At 69.3% G+C, this 19,462-nt stretch carries 21 protein-coding genes and 1 tRNA gene; 8 read left to right on the top strand and 14 right to left on the bottom strand.

Annotated elements, in window-relative coordinates; all coding sequences use genetic code 11:
- Positions 1 to 55: 55 nt before the first annotated feature.
- Positions 56 to 826: a bifunctional 2-polyprenyl-6-hydroxyphenol methylase/3-demethylubiquinol 3-O-methyltransferase UbiG gene (gene ubiG / locus AAC691_RS02850; RefSeq protein ID WP_342628879.1), complete on the top strand. Its 771-nt coding sequence runs from the start codon at positions 56 to 58 to the stop codon at positions 824 to 826.
- 42 nt (positions 827 to 868) lie between these two features.
- Here ubiG and AAC691_RS02855 read toward each other — a convergent pair whose 3' ends face one another.
- The 5 genes from AAC691_RS02855 to AAC691_RS02875 form a co-directional block, all read right to left on the bottom strand.
- On the bottom strand, positions 869 to 2,095 hold the full coding sequence (locus AAC691_RS02855; RefSeq protein ID WP_342628880.1) for a lactonase family protein: 1,227 nt from the start codon (positions 2,093 to 2,095) through the stop codon (positions 869 to 871).
- Between the two features lie 54 nt (positions 2,096 to 2,149).
- Positions 2,150 to 2,665, bottom strand: coding sequence for a DUF2147 domain-containing protein (locus tag AAC691_RS02860; RefSeq protein WP_342628881.1), 516 nt, complete (start codon positions 2,663 to 2,665; stop codon positions 2,150 to 2,152).
- Positions 2,666 to 2,696: 31 nt separating this feature from the next.
- Positions 2,697 to 3,131, bottom strand: a complete 435-nt coding sequence (locus tag AAC691_RS02865; protein WP_342628882.1) for a DUF1178 family protein — start codon at positions 3,129 to 3,131, stop codon at positions 2,697 to 2,699.
- Positions 3,132 to 3,146: 15 nt separating this feature from the next.
- Complete coding sequence (gene grxC, locus AAC691_RS02870; RefSeq protein ID WP_176642043.1) at positions 3,147 to 3,407, bottom strand: glutaredoxin 3; 261 nt, start codon at positions 3,405 to 3,407, stop codon at positions 3,147 to 3,149.
- 75 nt (positions 3,408 to 3,482) lie between these two features.
- Positions 3,483 to 4,274 carry a ComF family protein gene (locus tag AAC691_RS02875; RefSeq protein ID WP_342628883.1) on the bottom strand — a complete coding sequence of 264 codons (792 nt, stop codon included), beginning with the start codon at positions 4,272 to 4,274 and terminating at the stop codon, positions 3,483 to 3,485.
- A 119-nt stretch (positions 4,275 to 4,393) separates the two neighbouring features.
- On the opposite strand from AAC691_RS02875, the gene AAC691_RS02880 reads away from it, so the two are divergent.
- The gene (locus AAC691_RS02880; protein ID WP_342628884.1) at positions 4,394 to 5,251 is read left to right on the top strand and encodes a methyltransferase domain-containing protein; all 858 of its coding nucleotides are present in this window, start codon (positions 4,394 to 4,396) and stop codon (positions 5,249 to 5,251) included.
- An 18-nt stretch (positions 5,252 to 5,269) separates the two neighbouring features.
- Here the strand turns inward: AAC691_RS02880 and moaA are convergent, their stop codons facing one another.
- The 5 genes from moaA to AAC691_RS02905 all read right to left on the bottom strand — a co-directional run bounded on the left by moaA (position 5,270) and on the right by AAC691_RS02905 (position 9,272).
- A complete protein-coding gene (gene moaA, locus AAC691_RS02885) occupies positions 5,270 to 6,286 on the bottom strand; it encodes a GTP 3',8-cyclase MoaA (RefSeq protein WP_342628885.1) in 1,017 nt (338 codons plus the stop codon).
- Between the two features lie 12 nt (positions 6,287 to 6,298).
- Positions 6,299 to 6,484 (bottom strand): DUF3553 domain-containing protein, encoded by a 186-nt coding sequence (locus tag AAC691_RS02890; protein WP_323991112.1) that lies wholly within the window; start codon positions 6,482 to 6,484, stop codon positions 6,299 to 6,301.
- Positions 6,485 to 6,611: 127 nt separating this feature from the next.
- Positions 6,612 to 8,021 carry a phosphoglucomutase/phosphomannomutase PgmG gene (pgmG, locus tag AAC691_RS02895; protein WP_342628886.1) on the bottom strand — a complete coding sequence of 470 codons (1,410 nt, stop codon included), beginning with the start codon at positions 8,019 to 8,021 and terminating at the stop codon, positions 6,612 to 6,614.
- Positions 8,021 to 8,899, bottom strand: a complete 879-nt coding sequence (gene galU, locus AAC691_RS02900) for a UTP--glucose-1-phosphate uridylyltransferase GalU (protein ID WP_323993712.1) — start codon at positions 8,897 to 8,899, stop codon at positions 8,021 to 8,023. The genes pgmG and galU overlap by 1 nt, the downstream gene beginning before the upstream one ends.
- 287 nt (positions 8,900 to 9,186) lie before the next feature.
- Positions 9,187 to 9,272: transfer RNA gene (locus tag AAC691_RS02905), tRNA-Leu, on the bottom strand.
- A 55-nt stretch (positions 9,273 to 9,327) separates the two neighbouring features.
- On the opposite strand from AAC691_RS02905, the gene lipB reads away from it, so the two are divergent.
- A complete protein-coding gene (gene lipB, locus AAC691_RS02910; protein WP_342628887.1) occupies positions 9,328 to 10,005 on the top strand; it encodes a lipoyl(octanoyl) transferase LipB in 678 nt (225 codons plus the stop codon).
- Positions 10,006 to 10,063: 58 nt separating this feature from the next.
- Here the strand turns inward: lipB and AAC691_RS02915 are convergent, their stop codons facing one another.
- Both AAC691_RS02915 and AAC691_RS02920 read right to left on the bottom strand, forming a co-directional pair.
- Complete coding sequence (locus tag AAC691_RS02915) at positions 10,064 to 10,684, bottom strand: outer membrane lipoprotein carrier protein LolA (protein WP_342628888.1); 621 nt, start codon at positions 10,682 to 10,684, stop codon at positions 10,064 to 10,066.
- Positions 10,681 to 11,076: a BolA family protein gene (locus AAC691_RS02920; protein WP_342628889.1), complete on the bottom strand. Its 396-nt coding sequence runs from the start codon at positions 11,074 to 11,076 to the stop codon at positions 10,681 to 10,683. The genes AAC691_RS02915 and AAC691_RS02920 overlap by 4 nt, the downstream gene beginning before the upstream one ends.
- A 71-nt stretch (positions 11,077 to 11,147) precedes the next feature.
- On the opposite strand from AAC691_RS02920, the gene AAC691_RS02925 reads away from it, so the two are divergent.
- The 3 genes from AAC691_RS02925 to cobT all read left to right on the top strand — a co-directional run bounded on the left by AAC691_RS02925 (position 11,148) and on the right by cobT (position 14,815).
- A complete protein-coding gene (locus AAC691_RS02925; RefSeq protein WP_323991117.1) occupies positions 11,148 to 11,750 on the top strand; it encodes a J domain-containing protein in 603 nt (200 codons plus the stop codon).
- A 118-nt stretch (positions 11,751 to 11,868) separates the two neighbouring features.
- Positions 11,869 to 12,900, top strand: a complete 1,032-nt coding sequence (cobS, locus tag AAC691_RS02930) for a cobaltochelatase subunit CobS (protein WP_323991118.1) — start codon at positions 11,869 to 11,871, stop codon at positions 12,898 to 12,900.
- Between the two features lie 13 nt (positions 12,901 to 12,913).
- Positions 12,914 to 14,815, top strand: a complete 1,902-nt coding sequence (gene cobT, locus AAC691_RS02935; protein WP_342628890.1) for a cobaltochelatase subunit CobT — start codon at positions 12,914 to 12,916, stop codon at positions 14,813 to 14,815.
- A gap of 9 nt (positions 14,816 to 14,824) precedes the next feature.
- Here cobT and AAC691_RS02940 read toward each other — a convergent pair whose 3' ends face one another.
- Complete coding sequence (locus AAC691_RS02940; RefSeq protein ID WP_342628891.1) at positions 14,825 to 16,312, bottom strand: pyridoxal-dependent decarboxylase; 1,488 nt, start codon at positions 16,310 to 16,312, stop codon at positions 14,825 to 14,827.
- A gap of 151 nt (positions 16,313 to 16,463) precedes the next feature.
- On the opposite strand from AAC691_RS02940, the gene AAC691_RS02945 reads away from it, so the two are divergent.
- Entirely contained in the window at positions 16,464 to 17,282 is an 819-nt protein-coding gene (locus tag AAC691_RS02945) for an alpha/beta hydrolase (RefSeq protein ID WP_342628892.1), read from the top strand.
- Here the strand turns inward: AAC691_RS02945 and AAC691_RS02950 are convergent.
- Complete coding sequence (locus AAC691_RS02950) at positions 17,279 to 18,268, bottom strand: bile acid:sodium symporter family protein (RefSeq protein ID WP_323991122.1); 990 nt, start codon at positions 18,266 to 18,268, stop codon at positions 17,279 to 17,281. The genes AAC691_RS02945 and AAC691_RS02950 overlap by 4 nt on opposite strands.
- A gap of 239 nt (positions 18,269 to 18,507) precedes the next feature.
- Between AAC691_RS02950 and AAC691_RS02955 the strand changes: the two genes are divergently transcribed.
- Complete coding sequence (locus AAC691_RS02955; protein WP_342628893.1) at positions 18,508 to 19,461, top strand: hypothetical protein; 954 nt, start codon at positions 18,508 to 18,510, stop codon at positions 19,459 to 19,461.
- Position 19,462: the final 1 nt, after the last annotated feature.

Consider the following 19,462-nt stretch of genomic DNA (forward strand, 5'->3'; position numbering starts at 1 on the left):
CCTTCCACCGTTGCGCCGTCCAGCGGGAGATGGCGCGCGCACAGGTGGGGGAACCATGCAGGTCAATGATACGTCCCGGCACGCCATGCCGGGCGCCGATGCTGTTTCCGACTCGGTGGCGCCGGATGAGATCGCGCGGTTCAGCGCGCTGGCCGATCGGTGGTGGGACCCGTCGGGGCCGATGCGGCCGCTGCATGCGATGAACGGGCTGCGCCTGGACTGGACGCGCCGCCACCTGCCCGCCCCGCTGGGCGCCGGCGGGCGGCGCGCGCGGGTCCTGGATGTGGGGTGCGGCGCCGGCCTGGCCAGCGAGGGGCTGGCGCGCATGGGGTACGACGTGCTGGGCCTGGACGCGTCCGAGGCCGCCATCGCGGCGGCGCGGCGGCACCTGGACGCGCATCCTCTGCCCCCGGATGGCGGCATGCTGGCCTATCGCGCCGGGAGCGCCGAGGCGCTGCTGGCCGAGGGGGCGCGCTTCGATGCGATTACCGCGCTGGAGGTGATCGAGCACGTGACCGATCCGGCCGCGTTCCTGAGGCTGCTGGCCGGGATGGTTGCGCCGGGCGGGAGGATCGTCGTCTCGACCCTGAACCGGACCTGGCGGTCGCTGGCGACGGCCAAGATCGGGGCGGAATACGTGCTGCGCCTGTTGCCGGCGGGCACGCATGAATGGCGGAAATTCATCACCCCCGCCGAGCTGGGTACGTTCGCGGGCCAGGCCGGGCTGCGCGTGTCGGACACGGCCGGCATGGTCCCGGGCATCGGCGGATGGCGCGAGAGCCGGGACCTGTCGGTGAATTATATCGCCTGCCTGGCGGCGCCCTGAACGGCCCCCCTGCCCCGGCTGGAGCCGGGGCATGGGAGCGGCTCAAATCTGCAGGAACGCGAAGGTGGTCGGGCTGCCGACGGCGGTGAAGTGCCAGGTGAAGTCCAGGGCCCCGGTTTCCTGGTTGATGCGGAAGGAGGTCACCGAATCGCTGCGCTGATTGGCGCAGTAGAGGAAGGTGCCGGACGGGTCGAACATCATGGCGCGGCCGTAATCGGCGTGCATCCAGACCTCGTCGACCAGGGTCAGGGTGCCGTCGCGCGGGCTGACCCGGAACACCGCCAGCGAATCGCCCAGGCGATTCGAGGCGTAGACGAAGCGGCCGTTGGGCGAGAGCAGGATTTCCGCCGCCAGGGTGCTGCCCTGGAAATAGGACGTGACGGTGCTGACCTTCTGCACCGGGGTCAGGGCGCCGGTGCGCGGATCGAACGACGCGACGACGACCTTCGAATCCTGTTCGCAGAGGATGTAGATGATCTTGCCGTCATTGCTGAAGGCGAAATGGCGGGGGGCGGAGCCGGGGATCAGGTTGATGAAGGGCGTCGCGGCCGGGCGCAGCTTGCCGGTCGCGATATCCAGCGCCCAGACATAGACGCGGTCGAGCCCGGCGTCGCAGGCCAGGACGAAGCGGCCCGAGGGATCGCTGGCGACCATATGGACGTGCGAGCCGGAATGATCGCTGACCGCGTAATTGCCGGGGGGATTGTCCTCGGCCCGCTCGGGCATGCGCGGGCCGGTATTGTGCACCACGTCGGTGGGCTCGCCCAGGCTGCCGTCCGCGCGGATGGGCAGCACGCCGACGCTGCCGCCGACATAATTGGCCACCAGCACGTAGCGGCCGGAATGATGGACGCTGAGATGGGCCGGGACCGCGCCGCCCGACGAGACGGCGTTCAGCCGGCTGAGTTCGCCCGACACCGGGTCGATCGAGAAGGCGGTGACGCTGCCGTCATGGCTGGCGTTGAAATCGTCGATTTCGCTGAGCGCGTACAGGAAGCGGCTGTCGGCCGACATCGTGATGAAGGACGGGCTGGCGATGTCCATATAGGTGGTGACGGGGATGAGGCCGCCCGTCTGGCGGTTCATCTCGAACACCGCGATGCCCTGGCCGTTGCCCGCGCCGCCCGGGGGGGCGTGCTTGTTGTAGCCGCCGATATAGCACAGCGTCCGCGACGTGGCGGGGATGGCGGCGCGGGCGGAAACGAGGGGAACGGTGCCGGATGCCGCGAGCGCCAGCATCAGGTTACGTCGCGAAAGGAGCATGTTCATTCTTGTAGGATCTCGATTCGATCTTTTCCGACGGAAACGGGCACGGGCAGGACACTAGGGCATTCGGCAGAGGGGGCCGATCGTGCCCGCATAACGGGTCCAGGTCTGGGTCTCGCCGAAAAGGGGGATGCCGACATAGCCGCGCAGCTTCAGGACTCCTTCCCGCGGGGACCAGATCTGGGCGTGGTAGACGTGCTCATCGTCCGGATCCAGGATATGGCCGTTCCAGCGGCCCGGATCGTCGGGATCCGGCGTGAAGCCGGTCAACATGAGGAGTCCGCATTCGGATTCGCCGTCCTTGCCCTTGGGAACCTCGCCGGTATAGCGCATGCCGACGAGGCGCCCGCAGACCTGAGTGCCGCAGGAAGTAATCTGGAACACCCCATCGTGTTCCTTGGTTTCCCACAAGCCCAGGACGGATAAAATTCCCGTGTCGGCCGGCTGGGCCCGTGCCTGTGTTTGGGCCTGGAGGGCCACGGCCGGCGCGGCCAGGAGGGCGAGCAGCGGCAGGAGACGGACCCACGGCGTGCGCCTGGGCGGGCCGGGGATGCCGTCGGTCGTCCGCGCCATGGCGCGTCGTCGGGCCAGACGTCGCGCGCGTTCAGCTATCGGCGCGCGGGACCCAGGGAATGGCGACGATGTCGACCCCTTCATCGGCCAGGCGGTGACGGTCGTCGTCGGAGGCGTGGCCGTAGATGCCACGCTCGTCGGCGTCGCCGCGATGGATCCGCAGGGCCTCGTCCGCGAAGCGATCGCCCACATTTTCGCAATTCTCTTCGATATGCCGGCGCAGTTTCTGGAGTGCGGCCATCGCTGCCGCCGGGATCGACGCCTGGCCGGGCATGGGCGCCGGGTCGGGCGTGGGGGCCGGGGCGGTGCGGACGGCGGGCGCCATCAACGCGCGGGTGACGTCGGCGGTGCCGCAATGCGGGCAGGACAGGAGATTGCGCCTGGCCTGGTCGTCGAAGGCCGCGCTGCCGGGAAACCAGGCATCGAATTCATGGCCCTGACCGCAGCGCAACTGATAGCGGATCACGCGTTCGATGCCCTTTCAGGCGGCCTGGAGCAGCGGGTCGAGCCGACCGCCGCGGTCCAGCGCCATCAGGTCGTCGCATCCGCCGATATGCCGGCCGTCGATGAAGATCTGCGGCACCGTGGTCCGGCCGCCGGAGCGGGCCTGGGCCTCGGCGCGTTCGGGCGTGCCGTGCAGGGCGCGGATCTCGGTGAACGGTGTGCCTTTCTGCTGCAGCAGGCGCATGGCGCGCACGCAATAGGGACAGCCGGGCTGCGTATAGATTTCGATCTTCGGCATCATGGTCCTCGCCTGGGCAATAAAAGCCAGCATATCGTACTTGGCGGATTGCAACATAGGATCGCGTGCATGCCGTTACGAGCGGGGCGGCGCCGGGGCGCGGGCGGCGACCAGCACATCGACCGAGCGGGCGCCGGCGGCCAGGAGCACGCGCGCGCATTCACCGGTCGTGGCGCCCGTCGTCATGACGTCGTCGACGAGCAGGATACGTTGCCCGGCGACCTGGGCGGCGCGGCCGGGGCGGAGCGCGATGGCGCCGCGCAGCGTGTCGCGCCGTGCCGTGGCGCCCAGTCGGCCCAATGGCGGCGTGGGGTGCGGGCGGACCAGCAGATCGGGGATGGTCGGGAGGCCGGCGAGACGTCCCGTCGCCCGGGCTAGCAGCGCGGCCTGGTTGTAGCGGCGGTGGAACAGGCGCCGGCGATGCAGCGGCACGGGGACCAGCAGGTCGGCGCCGTCGAGCAGGCCGGCGCCGGCCCGGAGCATGTGGCGGGCCAGGATCGGGGCGAGGTCGGTGCGGTCGGCGTATTTGAGGCGCAGGATCAGCGGGCGCGACCATTCGTCATAGACCATCGCCGCGCGGCCTTGGCGCCAGGGCGGCGGGGCCGCGCCGCAGGGGGCGCAGATGCGCCCCGCGCCGCCGAAGCCCGGCGCGGAAAACGGTTCGCCGCACTGCCGGCAGCACGGCTCGGCGATGAAGCGGATGCGGCGGAAGCATTCGGGGCAGAGCAGGCTCGCTCGGTCGACCGGCTGGTGACAGAGCGGGCAATCGGGTGGCAGAAGACAATCCAGCAGCAGCGTGCGCGCGCGGCGCAGGGCGGCCGCGGCGCCCCGCCGCCCTGCCCCGCCGTCCGTTCCGCTGTCCGTCATGGACTGCCCGTCATGCGTTTTTCGCCCTGCGTCGTTCCTCACGCAAAGGTGCCATTGGCAGAGTTCGACCGGAAGAGCACATCCCGCCCATGACCGACCGTGAAATGACCGGCCCTATAATGACTGGCCCTGTGATTTTCGACCGGCGCGCCGTTCGCCGGCATCGCGACCGCGCCGCCCTGCTGGCGGGGGATGTGGCGCCGATCCTGGAGGACGTGGCGGAGCGGCTGCTGGACCGGCTGGACGACACGACCTATCGCTTCTCCGCCGCGCTGGATATCGGTGGACGGGGCGTGGTGGCGCCGCGATTGCGGGCCCGGGGCATCGATTTCGTCGTGTCCTGCGACCTGTCGCCGCGCATGGCCGGCGTGAATGGCGGCATGGCGGTCTGCGCGGACGAGGAGTGGCTGCCGTTCGGGCCGGGGGCGTTCGACCTGGTGGTGGCCAACCTGTCGCTGCACTGGGTCAACGACCTGCCGGGGGCGCTGGCGCAGATCCGGCATGCGCTGCGGCCGGACGGGCTGTTCCTGGCCAGCCTGCCGGTGCTGCCCAGCCTGTCCGCACTGCGCCATGCCCTGACGGAGGCGGAATGCCAACTGGCCGGGGGCGCCGCGCCGCGGGTCTCGCCCCTGCCGGACCTGCGCGATTGCGCGGCGCTGCTGCAGCGGGCGGGGTTTGCGCTGCCGGTGGCAGACGCCGAGACGGTGGCGCTGGCCTATCGCGCGCCCTTCGGCCTGTTGCGCGACCTGCGCGCGGCGGGCGAGACGAATGCGCTGATGCTGCGCAGCCGGCAGGCCGCGCCGGCCGGCCTGTTCCCCGCCGCCCTGGCCGCCATGATGCAGGAGGATGGCGGGCTGTCGGTGCCGCTGCGGGTCGCCATCATGACAGGCTGGTCGCCCGATGCCGGGCAGCCGAAGCCCCTTCGGCCGGGGCAGTTCACCACGCCGCTGGAAGATGCGTTGAAGAACATCGAATAGTCGATTGAGTATGAAATATTATCCGCCCGTGACGCTCATGTGTCGGCGGATGGCGGCGGGGTCGTCGGCCTGACGGCCGATGACGAAATCATGGCCTTTCGGCTTGCGCAGGATCGCCTGCCGGACCAGGTGGAGCAGGGTGTCGTCGGTCGCGCCGTCCCGGACCGGTCGGCGCAGGTCGGTCGCGCCTTCATGCCCCAGGCAGGTATAGAGCTGGCCGGTGCAGGAGAGGCGCACCCGGTTGCAGCTTTCGCAGAAATTATGGGTCATCGGCGTGATCAGGCCGAGTTTTCGGCCGGTCTCGCGCACATGCAGATAACGGGCCGGGCCGCCGGTGCGCAGGGGGAGCGGTTCCAGCGTCCAGCGCCGGGCAAGGTCGGCGCGGATGGCGGAGAGCGGCAGGTAGCGGTCGGTCCGGTCCTCGCCCGTCTCGCCCATCGGCATGGTTTCGATCAGGCAGAGATCGGCGCCTATTTCGCCGCACCAGGCGAGCAGCGTATCGAATTCGTCGTCATTCACGCCCGCCATTGCGACGGTATTGATGCGAACGGCCAGTCCGGCCGCGCGGGCGGCGCGGATGCCGTTGAGGGTCTGGTCGAGGACGCCGCGACGGGTGATGCGGCGAAATCGTTCAGGATCAAGGGAATCCAGGCTGATATTCACACGCCGTACGCCGGCGCGGGCCAGGGCGTCGGCATGGTCGGCCAGCAGCGAGCCGTTGGTGGTCAATGTCAGTTCGTCGAGATGGCCGGAATCGTCCCTGCCGTGCAGCCAGCGCCCCAGCGCCTGGAAGAACAGGTCGATGTCGCGGCGGACCAGGGGTTCGCCGCCGGTGATCCGGATGCGGGTGACGCCGTTGCGGATGAAGGCGGCGCAGAGCCGGTCCAGTTCCTCGAAGGTCAGGATGTCGGCCTTGGGGAGGAAGGACATGGTTTCCGACATGCAGTAGACGCAGCGCATGTCGCAGCGGTCGGTGACCGACACGCGCAGATAGGTCACCGCGCGGCCGAAGGAATCGAGGAACGGCATGGCCATGACCCGGCCCCTTCAGGACAGGATGGTCAGGGCGACGATGGATGCGTCGATCAGCATTTTGCCCTGATGTTCGAAATTGACCGTCACGCGATGGCCGACGGCCGATTGCACCTGGCCCCGTCCCCATTCCGGATGGTCGGGATGCAGGACGAACTGTCCCGGTTCGAGGAAGGAGCGGAAGGGGGGTGCGGCGGGCATGGGTCCGGCGGAACTCCGGGACGGCATGAAAAACGGCCTGGTACCATACCAGGCCGTTGCCGAAACTTCAAAGCCCGTGGCGACGGGAGGCGTGCTCCGGGAGATGTGCTCCGGGAGAGGGGCCGGGTCAGTGCCCGGCATTTTCCCCCGAGAAATCCGGCGCGGCGAGGCCGGATTTTTCGAGCTGGGCGGTCAGCGCGACCTTCAGTCGTTCCAGGCCGGCCTGGGTGTTGCCCTCGGCGCGGGCCACCAGCACCGCCTGGGTGTTGGAGGCGCGCAGCAGCCACCAGCCGTCTTGCGTATTGACGCGGACGCCGTCGATCATCGAGACGTCGCTGCCGTCTTCCTTCAGCCGGCCGGCGACTTCCTCGATCACCGCGAATTTGCGGGTGTCGGGGCAGTCGAAGCGCAGTTCGGGGGTCGAGATGGTCTCGGGCAGGGCCTCACGCACCGCCGACAGCGTGGTGTCGAGGCGGGCGACGATGCCGAGCAGGCGCACGGCGGCGTACAGCGCGTCGTCGAAGCCGTACCATTTGTCGGCGAAGAAGATGTGGCCCGACATTTCGCCGGCCAGCGGGGACGCGGTCTCGGCCATCTTCGACTTGATCAGCGAATGGCCGGTGCGCCACATCAGCGGCTTGCCGCCGGCCTTCGCCACCTCGTCGAACAGGACCTGGCTGGCCTTGACGTCGGCGATGATCGTGGCGCCCGGATGGGTGCGCAGCACGTCGCGGGCCAGGATGACCAGGATCTGGTCGCCCCACAGGATCTCGCCCTTGTCGTCGACCACGCCGACGCGGTCGGCGTCGCCGTCGAAGGCGAGGCCGATATCGGCCCCGGTCCTGCGCACTGTGTCGATGAGCTGTTCGAGGTTCTTGGCGACGGTCGGGTCGGGATGGTGCGCCGGGAACGTGCCGTCGATCTCGCCGTTCAGGACGGTGTGCTCGCCGGGGATCTTCGTGACCAGATCGGCCAGGACCTCGCCCGCGACGCTGTTGCCGTTGTCCCAGACGATCTTGAGCTTGCGGTCGCCGCCGTCCCAATCCTGGACCAGACGGGTGATGTAGTCGTCCTTGAGATGCACGTCGCGCACGCTGCCCGCGGCCTCGGGCACCACGTCGCCGGCGGCGGCCAGGTCGCCCAGTTCCTTGATCTGGGCGCCGAAGAACGGCTTGCCCGCCAGCATCATCTTGAAGCCGTTGTAATTGGGCGGGTTGTGGCTGCCGGTGACCATGATGGCGCCGTCGGCCTTGAGCGTGACCGACGCGAAATAGAGCATCGGGGTGGGGCCGCGTCCTACGCGCAGGACCTCGACCCCCGACGCCACGGCGCCCTCGACCAGCGCCGCCTCGAGCGCGGGCGAGGACAGGCGGCCGTCATAGCCGATGGCGACCGTCTTGCCGCCCTTGCGGGCCACGATGCTGCCGAAGGTCCGGCCGATGGCGAACGCGTCTTCGGGGTGCAGGGTCTTTCCGACGATTCCGCGGATATCATATTCGCGCAGGCTGGTCGGATCGAAACTGTGCGTAAAGGACATTACAGTTCACCGCAGTAGGATTTGAGGAATTCGCGTACCGACGGGCCCAGGTCGGGGCGGTCGATGGAGAACGCGATCTGCGCTTCGAGGAAGCCGATCTTGTTGCCGCAATCGAAGCGCGTGCCCTCGTAGCGCAGGCCGTGGAAGGGCGCGTGGCCGATGACCTTGGCCATCGCGTCGGTCAACTGGACCTCGCCGCCCGCGCCGCGTTCCAGCTTGGCCAGGTGGGTCATGACGTCGGCGGTCAGCACGTAGCGCCCGATGATCGACAGGTTGGACGGCGCTTCCTCGGGCTTGGGCTTCTCGACCAGGCCCTCGACCTCGACCAGACGGCCGTCATCGCGACCGGTCTTGAGGATGCCGTAGCGGTTGGTGTGTTCGCGCGGGACCTCGGTCACCGCCACGACGTTGCCGCCGGTCTGGTAATACGCGTCGGCGAGCTGCTTGAGGCAGGGCACCTTGCTCTTGACCACGTCGTCGGGCAGCAGGATGGCGAACGGGTCGTCGCCGATGAAGCTGCGCGCGCACCAGATCGCATGGCCCAGGCCCAGCGGTTCCTGCTGGCGGACGGCGCTGAGCGCGCCGGCTTCGATGCTGGAGGGGGCCAGGGCTTCGAGCGCCTCGGTCTTGTTGCGCTCGCGCAATGTGGTCTCGAGCTCGAAGGCGACGTCGAAATAATCGATCAGCGAATCCTTGCCGCGTCCGGTGATCAGGCAGAATTCCTCGATCCCGGCGGCGCGTGCCTCGTCGATCGCATACTGGATCAGAGGCTTGTCGACGACGGGGAGCATTTCCTTCGGCATGGCCTTGGTGGCCGGGAGGAAACGCGTGCCGAGGCCGGCGACGGGGAGGACGGCTTTTCGCAAGGGTTTGATCACAAGCGTCACCTTCTATCCACGGTATGAAACGAAATGTCCGAGTGTCCCCGTAGTATAGAAATACCGGAGGGTAAATGGACGTTCAGGGGCTACTTCCCTGAAAATACCAAGAAAAGATGACGGAATTTAGGCTGCGTCACGGCGTCGGCCGACCGAGCTTTCTTCGTACGGGATCACTCGCGAAGCGAACGCGAAGGGGGGCCAAACGTTGCGCTGCCGTGGAAATTTCGTGCATGAAAAAAAATTTACCTGCACGGTGATCCGAATTGCCCATTAAAGGGGATCGGTGGTGCGGTCGAGAAGACTCGAACTTCCACGGGGTTGCCCCCACAAGCACCTCAAGCTTGCGCGTCTACCATTCCGCCACGACCGCACCGTGACATCGGTCATCGCCTGAGCGATACCGTGCGACGGAGGCCGTATAGACGATGCATGATCGACGGGCAATGACCGAAAAGACGATTCTGTGGAATTCCAGCGCGGGCCCGGTGCCCTACCCGGATGCCGTCGCCGAGATGGAGCGGCAGGTGGCGGCGATTCGCGACGGGCAGGCCCCGGAGCGGGTCTGGCTGCTGGAGCATCCGCCGACCTTTACGGCCGGGACGTCGGCGCGGGCCGAGGACCTGTTCAACCCGCGCGGCTTTCCGACCTATGACGCGGGGCGCGGCGGGCAATGGACCTATCACGGGCCGGGGCAGCGCGTGGCCTATGTGATGCTGGACCTGACCCGGCCGCACGGCGACGTGCCGCCGCGCGACCTGCGCGCGTATGTCCATGGGCTGGAAGCCTGGCTGATCCGGACCTTGCGCTGTTTCGACGTGTCGGGCGAGCGGCGCGAGGGGCGCATCGGCGTCTGGGTCGTGGACCCGGACAGCGGCGCGGAAAACAAGATCGCGGCGCTGGGCGTGCGGGTGTCGCGCTGGACGTCCTGGCACGGGGTGGCGCTGAACGTGATGCCGGACCTGGACGATTTCGCGGGCATCGTCCCGTGCGGGATCCGCGAGCACGGGGTGACCAGCCTGCATGCGCTGGGCCGTCGCGCGAGCATGGCGGAGGTGGACGAGGCGCTGCGGGCGTGCTGGCAGGATGTGTTCGGCGCGGCCTGAGATGGGCGCGCCGGTGACGGGTGCGACGGTGACGGGTGCGCCAGTGTCAGAGCGGCTGTCAGAGCGGCGTCGACAGGGAGAAGAAATCGGGGGGGAAGATCCGGCCGGTCCCGACGTCCGTCAGGTGCAGGCGGGTCCGGTTGCGGCGGGCGTCCAGGATGTCGATCGCGACCAGCGACAATTGTCCGGCGAAATCCGAAAAGCCCAGGGTCAGCAGGCCCTGTGACGGATTGTCGGTACGGGCGAGCGAGACCTGCAGCACGTCGGCGCCGTGCTGGATCGCGGTGACGGTCACGGCGCCGGCCAGGTGAACCGGGGTGGTCAGCAGCAGCCCGAGCGGCTGGCGCGAAAGGTTCATGCGCGTGACCGATTGCTGGGCCGCGTCGCGGAAGACCACGTGGCCGCCGGCGGCGACGAGACGCATCGGGTGCGGCGTATCGTAGTCGAGCCGCAGATGGCCGGGTTCATAGAAGAGGGTCCCGGCCCCGACCGTGCCGTTCGGCCAGGTCTGGACGACATGGGCGGTCAGGCCGTGCGTGTCGTTGAGATAGCGTTCGATGCGCGCGACGTCCCGCCCGCCGCCGGTCGGGCCCGGGGCCGCCTGGCAGGCGGCGAGGACCAGCGGCGCGGCGAGGAGCGCGCGACGCGGGAGGGCGCGGTGTGGGGCGGCGGCGGTCATATGGCTGCCGCCTTTGCGCCGGTCGTCTTCTCATGCTCCGCCGGGGTGCGCAGGGTCAGCGACAGGGCGTGCAGGCCGGCCGTGAATTCGTCGCCCAGCAGGTCGTGCACCAGGCGCGAGCGCGGCACGCGCCCCATGGTTTCGAACGCGGTGCTGACGATCAGGATGCTGAAATGGGTTTCGCCCCCCGATGCGCCGCGCATGGCGGCATGGTGGGCGTGGCGGGCGCTGTCGTCGCTGATCTCCAGCAGCGCCGGGGCCAGGCGGGCGCGCAGGATCCGGCCGATCCGGGCCGCGCGGGTCGGTTCCGCATCGGTCGCGGGATCGGTCGGGGTGTCGGTCCCAGGGTCGGTTGCGGGGGCGGTCCCAGGGTCGGTCGCAGGGTCGGTCATGAGGGCGGTCTCCCGGCTGGCATGTGTGCTTGGCACTTGCACGAATACGGTCCGGACGCACATAACGCCAGATGATGAACCGAAGGAACACACGACACCGGGCTTTCGATCCCGATCCGGATGCGCCGGAGCGGTGTTGCGACATGGCGGGCTGCGGCGAGGCCGCCGGTTATCGCGCGCCGCGCTCACGCGAGACGCTGACGGAGTATTTCTGGTTCTGCCTGCCGCATGTCCGCGAATACAATGCGCGGTGGGATTACTACAAAGGCATGTCGCCCGGCCAGATCGAGGCGCATATCCGCGACGACGTCTCGTGGAACCGGCCGTCCTGGCGGCTGGGACAGCGGGGCGGGCGGACGCATTTCGCGGAAGAGGACCTGATCGATCCGCTGGACCTGCTGGGCGGCGGGCGGCCCGTGCGCCGCCCCGCCGCCGCCCGGCCGGACGTGCCGGAAGGGCTGCGCCAGCCGCTGGATACGCTGGGGCTGGAATGGCCGCTGTCGATGGACGAGTTGAAAATGCGCTACAAGGACCTGGCGCGGCGGCACCATCCCGATACGAATGGCGGCGACCGCGTGGCCGAGGAGCGGCTGAAGAGCATCAACGTGGCCTATACCGCCGTGCGTGCGCACCTGACGGCGGCGCGTGAGGCGGACCTGGAAAGAACGGCCTGACCCCATGGCCTTGCGGGCGTTCCGGTCTATAGTGGCTTGGAACGCCGAAAATATATGAGATGCGGGACGGTCCTGCGCCAGGCGCCGTCCGCCCCGCCAGCCGCGACGGATAGAACCGATGAATGACCTTGCCACCCTGACCGCCGGATCCGTTGCCGAGAACGGGGACGACCTGCCGCCGATCTCGGTCCTGTCCGCGCCCGACCGCGTCGTGTCCGCCCGCGAGACCTTCGGCATCGACAGCGACCTGGAGGTGCCGGCATTTTCGGTGCGTACCGACCATGTGCCGGATGCCGACCCGACCTATCGCTTCGATCACGATACGACGCTGGCCATCCTGGCGGGGTTTGCCTTCAACCGCCGGGTGATGATCCAGGGCTATCACGGGACCGGCAAGTCGTCGCATATCGAGCAGGTGGCGTCGCGCCTGAACTGGCCGTGCGTGCGCATCAACCTGGACAGCCATATCTCGCGCATCGACCTGATCGGCAAGGATGCGATCGTGCTGCGCGACGGCAAGCAGGTGACGGAATTCCGCGAGGGGCTGTTGCCGTGGGGGCTGCAGCATCCCTGCGCGCTGGTGTTCGACGAATATGACGCGGGCCGTCCGGACGTGATGTTCGTCATCCAGCGCGTGCTGGAGATCGAGGGCCACCTGACCTTGCTGGACCAGAACCGGGTGATCCGGCCGCATCCGTATTTCCGGCTGTTCGCCACGGCGAACACGGTCGGGCTGGGCGACACGACGGGGCTGTATCACGGCACGCAGCAGATCAACCAGGGACAGATGGACCGCTGGAACATCGTCACCACGCTGAATTACCTGCCCCATGCCGAGGAAACGGCCATCGTGGTGGCCAAGATGGGCGTGGACCCGCATGACGGGCCGGCGCGCAAGCGGATCGAGAGCATGGTCGCGCTGGCCGACCTGACGCGGTCGGGATTCATCGCCGGGGATATCTCGACCGTCATGTCGCCGCGGACCGTCATAAGCTGGGCGGAGAATTTCAGGATCTTCAAGGATCTGGAATTCGCCTTCCGCGTGTCGTTCCTGAACAAGTGCGACGAGGCGGAGCGCCCGACCGTGGCGGAATATTACCAGCGTTGCTTCAACGTCGACCCCATGGGGGCGGCGGCGCGTCCGCGCTGATCGGCAAGGGGGCATGCGCGAGAAGAAGGACACCGGCCGGACCGCCAGGACCGAGGCTGCCGAGCGGGCGGACGCGTTCAAGCGCGCGACGGTCGGCGCGCTGCGCGCGCTGGGCGGACGGGCGCATGCCGAGGTGACGTTCCAGAGCGGGCCGATCCCGCCGGCGGCGGCGCTGAGCGGCGATCATGTCCGGCTGCCGCAGCCGTCGCTGCACCTGTCGGACGCGGATATCCGCAAGCTGCGCGGGGCGGCGGACGCCGCGGCCCTGCAACTGCGCCATCACGACGCGGCGCTGCACGGCGCGGCGCGGCCGGAACAGGGCGATGCGCGCGCGGCCTATGACGCGCTGGAGCAGGCGCGGGTCGAGAGTGTCGGCGCGCGCTACATGGCCGGGGTCGCGGCCAATCTGCGCGACCGGACGGAGCAGGCCTATCGCGACGCCGGCCACGACCGTGCCGAGACGCGCCAGGACCTGCCGGTGCATGTGGCGCTGTCGCTGCTGGCGCATGAGCGGCTGAGCGGCGAGCCCGTGCCGGAGCGCATGCGCGCGGTGGCCGAGGCCTGGCGCGCGCATCTGGGCGCGGCCGGACGGAAGGCGCTGGACGACATGGCGGCCTGTCTGGACGACCAGGCGGCGTTCGCGCGGGCGGCGCGGCGCCTGCTGGTGGCGTGCGACCTGATCGAGGGCGAGGCCGAGACCGAGGAAGCGCCCGAGGGCGACGACAGCGCCCCGTCCGACCGGGACGAGGAGGAGGACGGCGAGGCCCCGGACAAGCCCGAGCAGCAGGACGACGAGTCCGGCAGCCAGGAGGAGGACGAGACCGGCCTGCAGCCCCAACTGGCGCAGGGCGCCGGCCTGGGCGACGAGGATGGCGACGAATCGGACGGGGCCAGCGCGTCGGGGTCGGAGGAAGCGGGCGGGCCGCGCGCGCCGGACGAGAAGGAGGCGGCCGACCCGGCGCTGTCCTATCATCCCTATACGACCGCGTTCGACGAGGAGATCGCGGCGGAGGATCTGTGCGACCCCGAGGAACTGACGCGGCTGCGGCAGCAATTGGACCACCAGTTGATCAGCCTGCAGGGGGTGGTGTCGCGGCTGGCGAACCGTCTGCAGCGGCGGCTGCTGGCGCAGCAGACCCGGGCGTGGGAGTTCGACCTGGACGAGGGAATCCTGGATGCGGGGCGCCTGTCGCGGGTCGTGGTCAATCCGACCCTGTCGCTGTCGTACAAGCATGAGCGGGACACGGATTTCCGCGATACGGTGGTCACGCTGCTGATCGACAATTCGGGGTCGATGCGCGGGCGGCCGATTTCGGTGGCGGCGATGTGCGGCGATATCCTGGCGCGCACGCTGGAGCGCTGCGCGGTGAAGGTCGAGGTGCTGGGCTTTACCACCCGGGCGTGGAAGGGCGGGCAGAGCCGCGAGCGCTGGGTGGCGGACGGCAAGCCGCGCCATCCCGGGCGGCTGAACGACCTGCGGCATATCGTCTACAAGGCGGCGGACATGCCGTGGCGGCGGGCGCGGAAGAATCTGGGCCTGATGCTGCGCGAGGGGCTGCTGAAGGAGAACATCGACGGCGAGGCGCTGCTGTGGGCGTCGCGGCGGCTGCAGGCCCGTCCGGAAAGCCGGCGCATCCTGATGGTGATTTCCGATGGCGCGCCGGTGGATGACAGCACCCTGTCGGTCAATCCCGGGTCCTATCTGGAGACGCATCTGCGGCAGGTGATCGCGCAGATCGAAAGCCGCAGCATGATCGAGCTGATCGCCATCGGCATCGGCCATGACGTGACGCGCTATTACCGGCGCGCGGTGACGATTACCGACGCCGAGGAGCTGGGCGGCACGATGATGCGGAAATTGTCGGAACTGTTCGACGAGAAATCCGCATCGATGGGCCGCCGCGGGGTGGCTTAACCCCCTGCCCTACTGATTTTTGCCCGGCGGGTCGGTATCGGTTGGGCGGACATCGGCCAGGCGGATGTCGGTCAGGCGGGCAGCGGCGAAGCCGAGCAGCGCGTCGATCATGCGGTCGGTGTCGCGGGGCGTCGTGCGATGGTTCACGATGGCCGCGCGGATGGCCAGCATGCCGCCCACCACCGTCGTCGATGGCGCGGCGATGCCGGATTCGTGCAGGTCCTTCACCAGTTCGCCGTTCAGCCGGTCCAGGTCGGCGTCCCCGGTCCGTACGCGGAAGCAGACGATGTTGAGCGCGACCGGGGCCAGCCGTTCGAGCATCGGTTCGGCATCCACGCGGGCGGCCAGGTGGCGGGCGGCCGCGCAGCAGGATTCGACCATCCGGCCCAGGCGGTCGGTGCCGTACGTGCCGAGGGTCATCCAGACCTTGAGCGCGCGGAAGCCGCGCGACAGGTCGGGCCCGAGGTCGCAGAACCAGGGAGCGTTGGCCGCCAGGCCCCGGTCGGCGCGCGAGAGATAGGCCAGCGATTGCGCGAAGGCGGCGGCCTGGCGCCCGGGTTCGCGGACCAGGATGCAGCCGGCGTCGTAGGGGACCTGGGCCCATTTGTGGAAATCGAAGGCCAGGCTGTCGGCCCGCGACAGGCCGCGCAATTGCGGGCGCAGCCGGTCCGACAGCATGGCCAGGGCGCCGAACGCGCCGTCGACATGGAACCAGAGCCCGTCGCGCGCCGCGATGGCGGCGATGGCGTCCAGGTCGTCGGTGGCCCCGGTATCGACCGTGCCGGCGGTGCCGATGACGATGAACGGCACGAATCCGGCCCGGCGGTCGGCCGCGATGGCGGCGTCGAGGGCGGCGATATCCATGCGGTGGGCCGGATCGGCCGGGATGATGCGCAGCGAATCGGTGCCCAGCCCGGCGAGGTCGAAGGCGCGGGCCACGCAGCCATGGGCGGTTTCGGCCGCGTAGCCGACCAGGCGGCGGCCGCCGACCCCCTGCTGCCGCAAGGACGCGCCGTTGGGGGTGGCGCGGCTGGCGGTGATCACGGCGATCAGGTTGGCCATGGAGGAGCCGGTGACCAGCAGGCCGGACGAATCGGCGGGGAAGCCCATGATTTCCGCCGCCCATCCGATGACCGCGCGCTCGATTTCGACCGGTGCGTGGTCGCGGCCCCCGCAATTGGCGTTGAGCCCCCCGGCGAGCATTTCGGCCAGCATGCCGATCGCGGTGCCGCCGCCATGCACCCATCCCATGAAGCCCGGATGGGTATTGCCGGTGGCATAGGGCGCGACCTGGTCGCGGAACCGTTCGTACAGCGCCTGGGGCGCCGTGGGCGCGGTGGGCAAAGGCTGGTCGCGCAGGCCGGCGCGGAAATCGTCGGGCAGCTTGCGCCAGACCGGGCCGTCGCGCAGGCCGGCCAGATGGTCGAACATGTCGTCCAGCATGCGGTGGCCGAGGCCGCGCAGTTCGTCCCAATCGTCGGGGTCCAGTCCGGTCATGAGCCTGTATGTCCTGTTGAGGTGGGAGCAGCGGGCGGCCGGTTTCGTCGCGGGTTTCGTCCCCGGTTTTGTCCAGTGCCGCGACTGTGCCTATATGTCTGTCTGTCGTATGTGCCCCTATCCGGGCGTCATGTCTGCAATGGATCGCTGCATGTTCTTCGGGCAACTGGAATTGACGGACGTAGCGTGGGGCGCGGGGCGCGTACGGGCGCGGCTGGGCGGCCGGGGGCCGCTGCTGGTGCTGCTGCACGGCCAGGTGCAGAGTCACGCGGCCTGGCACGATGTGGCCCCGCGACTGGCCGACCGCCATACCGTGCTGTGTCCGGACCTGCCGCGCGACATGGATTTTGCCCGGCAGGCGCGCGATCTGCTGGCCTGCGCGCGGGCGCTGGGCCATGAGACGCTGGCCATCGCGGGGCATGGGACGGGCGGCCATGTGGCGGCCTATGCCGCCGCCTATGCTGCCTCGTGGGCGCCGGAGCGGGTGACGCATCTGGCCGAGATCGAATGCATCCCCTCGCCCGGGCATCATGGCCGGGCGGACCTGGCCTATGAATTATCGCGCTATCAGGCCTGCTGGTTCGCGCAGCTTCATCCGAAGCCGGAATCGGCGACGGTGGCGGTTCCCGAGGAATGGACGCAGCCCGCGGCGGAATCGGCCGGTGCCTTCAACCCCTCGGCCGTGGCCGACTACCTGGACCTGGTGCCGCCGGGCCAGTCACCCGGGGCGAACGGGCATTTCCGGGTGCCGCCCTATCCGGTCGATCTGCGTTTCGGGTGTCCGCTGCTGGTCGCCTGGTCGCGCGACGGGCGGCTGGGCGGCTGGTACGATCCGCCGGACCTGTGGCGGGCCTTTGCGACCGGGCCGGTCGAGGGGCTGGAAGTCGATTGCGGCTATTACATTCCCGAAGAGGCGCCCGACATCCTGTCGGACGCGCTGCGGCGGTTTCTGACGGCCGAGCTTTATTAAGCGCCCACCTGGGCCGTGTCCTGGCTTGCCTGGCGCTGGTTCTGCGCCGCCGCGTAGCGGCGGGCGAGGACGGCGCAGACGAAGAGCTGGATCTGGTGATAGATCATCAGCGGCAGGACCACGAGCCCGACCGTGGCCGGGGCGAAGAGGACGTTGGCCATCGGCACGCCGGAGGCCAGGGTCTTCTTCGAGCCGCAGAAGACGATCGCCGCTTCGTCCGTGGGGGAGAAGCCCAGGACGCGGCTGCCCATGGTGGTGACGAGCAGAACCGCCGCCAGCAGGGCGGCGTCGACCAGCAGGACCAGGCCGATCTGCGACAGCGGCAGCTTGTGCCACAGGCCCTGGATCACGGCCTCGCTGAACGCGGTGTAGACGACGATCAGGATCGAGCCGCGATCGGTCATGGAGAGCAGGCGCTTGTTGCGATGCGCCCATTTGCCCAGCCAGGGCTGCAGGACCTGGCCCAGCACGAAGGGCAGCAGCAATTGCAGCATGATCGCCACCACCCCGCCCTGGCCGGCGGACGCGCCGTGCCGGCCGAGCACCAGGCCGGTCAGCACCGGGGTGATGAAGATGCCCAGGATGTTGGAGGTGGTGGCCGAGCAGACCGCCGCCGGCACGTTGCCGCGCGCGATCGAGGTGAAGGCGATCGAGGACTGGACGGTCGAGGGCAGGCAGCACAGGAAGAGGATGCCCAGCCACACCGAGGGATGCAGCAGATGCGGGAAGAGCGCGTGCAGCCCCAGCCCCAGCAGCGGGAACAGCGCGAAGGTGCAGAGCAGGATCACCAGGTGCAGCCGCCAGTTGACCAGCCCGTCCAGCACCGCCCGGCGCGACAGGCGCGCGCCCTGGAGGAAGAACATGACGGCGATGACCGCGATGGCCAGATCCTGGAAGACGGGGACCGCCGCGCCGTGGCACGGCAGCAGGGTGGCGAGGATGACGGTGCAGATGAGGCTGATCAGGAACGGATCCGGCTTGAACATCGAACGAAGGTCCCGGTGAAACGCATGGGCCGGTGCGCCGGCCGGCTGGAAGGGATTTGAAGGCGGAACGGGCGCGGCGGGCGATGCCGCCTCGCCTCGGTCATACTCTCATGTCATTGATTGCGTCATGGATTGATTGCGTGACGGATTAACCGCGTCACGGATTGACTGCGTCATGTTAACTGCGTCAGGGGCGGCATCCGTCGATGACGTCACTTTTTTCGGCCGGAACGACGACTATGCGACTCCCCTTGTTTGCGTCCCTTGCCGTGGCCCTGGCGCTGCCGGCCGTTCTGCTGGCGGGCGCGGCCCCGGCCGCCGCGCTGCCCCTGCCCGCGAACTGCGCCGTCGCGCGGGCCGCGCCGGCCCCCGTGCCCGGCGGGGCGGCGGCCCGCGATTACAGGCTGCGCCTTGCCGGGGGGGCGGACGCCCCTTCGCTCCGTGCCGGCCTGGTCACCATCAGGGGCGGGGACGGCGCGGCGCCCGAGACATTGCCCGAGATATTGAACGCGGCGTCGGTCGGGCTGCTGGGCGCGCTGAGCGGCCGTCATGCGCCCGGATGTTCGACCGAGTATTTCGCGACGGCCTTGCAGCCCGTGCTGCGCGGGCTGGCGGCGGGGCGGGCCTATGACGTGGCGTGGCGCGGGGTCGAGGCGGTCAGCGGCCGGTCGCGCCTGTCGATGGGAATGCTGCGCCTGCATCTGGAAGGGGCGCCGCCGGGCATGCAGCCGGGCGTTTCGATGACGATGTCGCTGGAGATGCACGGGTTGCGCGACGACGGCGCGGCGGTGCCGGCCGCATTGCTGCCCGAGGATGCGCGGTCGGTCGTCTCGCTGCCCGTTTCGGCGCTGGCGCCGCTGCTGGCGGCGACGGCGGGCGGGCCGGTACGTCCGGTCGCGGTGCCGGTGACCATCCGGACCCTGACGGCGGCGCATGGCGACATGCGGCTGGACGGCAGCTTCATGGCGGTGGTGACCGGCCTGCCGGACGGGGCGTCGGCCAGCGGGCACATGCGGATGCGCAACCTGCCCGAATTGATCGCCGCCCTGCGCGACGCGGGCCAGACGCGGGCCAGTGCCGCGCTGGTCCTGGCCAACCTGGTCGGGCACCATGCGGACGATGCGACGTCGTGGGACGTGGATTGGCAGGGGGGCATCCTGACGGTGAACCGGATCCCCCTGCCCTTGCGCTGAT

The sequence above is a fragment of the Nguyenibacter vanlangensis genome (genome assembly GCF_038719015.1).
Classification (GTDB): Bacteria; Pseudomonadota; Alphaproteobacteria; order Acetobacterales; family Acetobacteraceae; genus Gluconacetobacter; species Gluconacetobacter vanlangensis.